General features: G+C 31.7%; 5 protein-coding genes. All 5 read left to right on the forward strand.

Annotated elements, in window-relative coordinates:
• Nucleotides 1-234: 234 nt before the first annotated feature.
• The 5 genes from AMS59_RS23495 (at nucleotide 235) to AMS59_RS23520 (ending at nucleotide 3541) form a co-directional block, all read left to right on the forward strand.
• Nucleotides 235-537, forward strand: coding sequence for a hypothetical protein (locus AMS59_RS23495; RefSeq protein WP_053486126.1), 303 nt, complete (start codon nucleotides 235-237; stop codon nucleotides 535-537).
• A 324-nt stretch (nucleotides 538-861) separates the two neighbouring features.
• Complete coding sequence (locus tag AMS59_RS23500; RefSeq protein WP_053486127.1) at nucleotides 862-1383, forward strand: SUKH-4 family immunity protein; 522 nt, start codon at nucleotides 862-864, stop codon at nucleotides 1381-1383.
• 496 nt (nucleotides 1384-1879) lie between these two features.
• The gene (locus tag AMS59_RS23510; protein ID WP_053486129.1) at nucleotides 1880-2080 is read left to right on the forward strand and encodes a hypothetical protein; all 201 of its coding nucleotides are present in this window, start codon (nucleotides 1880-1882) and stop codon (nucleotides 2078-2080) included.
• An 18-nt stretch (nucleotides 2081-2098) separates the two neighbouring features.
• Entirely contained in the window at nucleotides 2099-2542 is a 444-nt protein-coding gene (locus AMS59_RS23515) for a hypothetical protein (RefSeq protein ID WP_053486130.1), read from the forward strand.
• A gap of 432 nt (nucleotides 2543-2974) precedes the next feature.
• Nucleotides 2975-3541, forward strand: a complete 567-nt coding sequence (locus AMS59_RS23520) for a pentapeptide repeat-containing protein (protein ID WP_053486131.1) — start codon at nucleotides 2975-2977, stop codon at nucleotides 3539-3541.
• Nucleotides 3542-3624 lie beyond the last annotated feature (83 nt).

The following is a 3624-nucleotide window of genomic DNA, read 5'->3' on the forward strand; positions in this document are numbered from 1 at the left end:
TTTTTTCGTGCCTGGAATATATTACAGAAAATTCAGTTTAAACGTTAGTGTGGAATTATTTTAATGCGACACTAGTGTCTTAAAGCAAAAGGTATATTTTACTTTTAAGCAATTATCTACAAATAAGGGGGTTTTAACTTACATCATAATGAGCTGAGGCTGGTTTTAGCAATCTGGCTAAATACAAGGGCTAGCATGAATTGTTTCATTTTTTTAAAAAAAGGAGCATTAACAATGTTTGAGAAAAAAGTTAGAGCAGTCTTAGGTGCACGAGCATTATTAGATGATAATGACCCAAGAATTGAGCAAAAATGGGAAGAGTTAATTGTTTTACTAAGTGAAGATGAAAACTTGACTTTGAATTTCTTTCAGGTTTGTACAAAAACAGAACTTTCATTTTTAAGTGAGGTTTTTGAAGAAGTGGCATATAATTTGCAAAGTAAAAAGTATATTGAACTACTATACCGCCTAGATCTAAGATACCCAGACTTAAATTTAAAGAGAAGTATTCAAATCGCTGAGGAGTATATGGATTAAATTTGGGACATCAAAGTTTTTGAATCCAAAAATTTAAGCGGAAAAATATTTAATTTAAACTAGTTTTACATCAAGAAAGATTAATCATGACTCCCAAGCAAACCTTGAATGGCTATATGCTTTTCAAGTTTTTTTTAAATTATACGAAAAACTGTTGGGATGTATATTAAATTTGGATTAATAATTAATGGTGGTCAGCTATGACACATTAAAATGATAACTGTTAAAAAAGACAATCGAACTTATTACCCGATTATCTTATACATAAGAACAAAGCCTATGATACAAAATGATATTTTAGAGCGTAGAAGGAGAAGTGAAAGTGTGGATATTAATATTCGTGAGATTCGTGACTACTATGACTCTGAAATAAGAGACTATGATTACAATGAATTAGTAAGCCTCGGTGTAAGTCATGATAATGCTGAGTTTATGGTCAGTATCGGAGTGCCAGAGGAATATAATGATTTTATGTTCTATGGATCAGATACTTTTCAAAAAATATTAATTGAAGGTGTACAGTATATTAAAATTGGTCATTTTGCAAGTTTCGGTATGCGTAACTCATATGGATTGTATTTTAAAGAAAGTAGCAGTGAATTTTTTACTACTTCAGCCCTTCATGAACCTCATTTATATATGATAAATAAAGATTTGAGGACATTTTTTTTGTTCCATTTAATAAAAAATGAATTGGCAATGAAAATGAAACAAGAAAATGAATATAGTACACAAAAATATGCACATGAACTCCAAAAGATGTTTGACCAAATTGATCCCGTAGCAATGAAAGACGTTGAAGGATTCTGGTCACATTTTATAGAAGACTATGAAACAGGTTTGTAGAAAACAATAAGAACTACTTTTATCCACTTGTTGCAACTATTCTTGGAATGGTTTTATAGTAGAACGAACAACGCCACAATGCGAGCTAACCGTCGTGTTGTGTTTTTTTCAGTCTATGGACTAGCTGGGTGGCTCTTAAAAGCTCTCTTCACATTGCCGAATGAATCCATTATTCAACCAATAACACATATAACCGATGTAATACCCGTATGAATATTTCGTTATTATGGTGTAAGCACATCAATGCTTTAATTTCGTAATCTAAATAACGCTTTGCTGGGAAAAGCATTTCCATGAGTGTAACAGAATCCATGCGCTTGACATGTGGTTTCAGCAGTTTCGTCCTTGACGGTATCACCGATATACAGGGACAGGTTGTCACAATGGAAGGTTCAATCAAAGCACCTGTGTCCGTGTCAAATACATCGGTAGAAGGCGTTGACCTTGAATACGCACTAGACGTCATGGGTATGATCCCTGGTGGGGGTGGTGCTTAGTGGCGAAGAAGGATAAAGGCTTCTGGGGAACCGTTGGTAGTTTCTTTGGCAGTATCTCTGTTGCTAAGAGTGTTAAAAAGACAGGCAAGTCTTTAAAAAAGAAAATCCAAAAGACGGGTAAATTTGTCAACAATGCTGATGATGTTGTATTCAAACAAAGTTCAATAGATAAGGCATTCAGTAAACAAATATTTAATTGAGACAGGAGTTGTTAAATAGTGAGATTAGTTAATACCTATCTCTCAGAGCAAGAATTAAAGAAACAAGAAATTGAAGTAATTTATAATTTATTTATGAAACAATATACTGAAGAAATTGAAGTAAATAGCTATAAATATGATGATCGTAAATATTATGAAACTGATTTTGATTTAATTGACATAGAATTTCAAAAGGAGAATATTTACAAAAAAATTGATAAGTTGATTAAAGTTCATGAAAAGGCTATTCAGTCAATTGATCAAAAAGTAGAAATAATTGTTGCTAATGATGATACCGATGCAGAAATTCAATTATTTGAAAATGATTATAACAATGTATCTGGATTTGGATTGTTTATTACTCAGAGAAATATCCAAGAACTTGAACCCTACTATACTTCTGATATTTGTAACGCATATTTGAATTTTGAAAATGTTAGTTTCGGAATTATCTTCGAATAGCGCTAAACTTTATATACTATTAAGAATCTCTCAAAAGCTGTACTTGCTCCTCTAAGTTCTCATCCTAACCAACAATAATATGAAAAATCTCTAACTTGATATAGAGATCGAAATGTTAATAAAGATGCTGAATTTATTGATGTTACTACAGGGGAGAAATGGGATGTGAAGAGTTAGGAATCTTATCCTTATAGTCATACTTTACCAAAAAAAGGCGCTTTTACTATGAAATAATTAAATAAAGGATTTGAACGTGGTCATAATGTGATAATTGACAATAGAAATCTGACCACAGAGCATATTAATCAATTGAAAGAGGCAATATCAGACAAGATTAATTGGTATCCTTAAAAGGAGGTAACCAGCATTAATATTTATAATAAAGAGGAATTAGTTCAGCTTTTAGAATCACATAGATTTTGGGTTGATACTATGGGCTTACAGGGAAAAAAATTAGTTCTTGATGAAGTAGATTTAACAGAAATAGATTTAATAGAATATCCATTACATCAAGCTTATATTACTGATTGTATTTTTAATGGTATGGACTTGATAAAAAAAGACATGCATTCCTCAACTATTTGCTCTTCAAATTTTGTATTCGCAAATCTAGACAATGCTGATTTCTATAAGGCTGATGTTTCTTATGCAAATTTTACAAATACAAATATTCAAAACGCACGATTTGCTAAAAGTGATTGTATTGAAACTATATTTAATAATGCAAATTTAAGGAATGCAACATTAGTAGCAGCACTTTTTGATAATGTAGATTTCCGCAATGCTAACCTTCAAAATGCAGATATAAGCGAATCGACATTTGAAAAAGTGTTGTTGAAAGAAGCGGAACTAGAAGGTATAAGAGGACTAGAAGAGGCTATTATTAAAAGCATCAATATTGGCTCACTTGAAGAACCAATATTTTTAGTAGGTGAAGAAGCTAAACAATGGTTACAAAAAAATGCTCAAGATAATAATGTTTTAAGGGAGGAGATTTAGTATGAACTTTTATCAGGTGTGTTGATTAACCATTTTTATACATCCAAAGAGGCTGATTTCCGCTACGGGCTACTCGCTTTCCT

Source organism: Lysinibacillus sp. FJAT-14745, from assembly GCF_001275675.1.
In the GTDB taxonomy this organism is placed as follows: domain Bacteria; phylum Bacillota; class Bacilli; order Bacillales_A; family Planococcaceae; genus Lysinibacillus.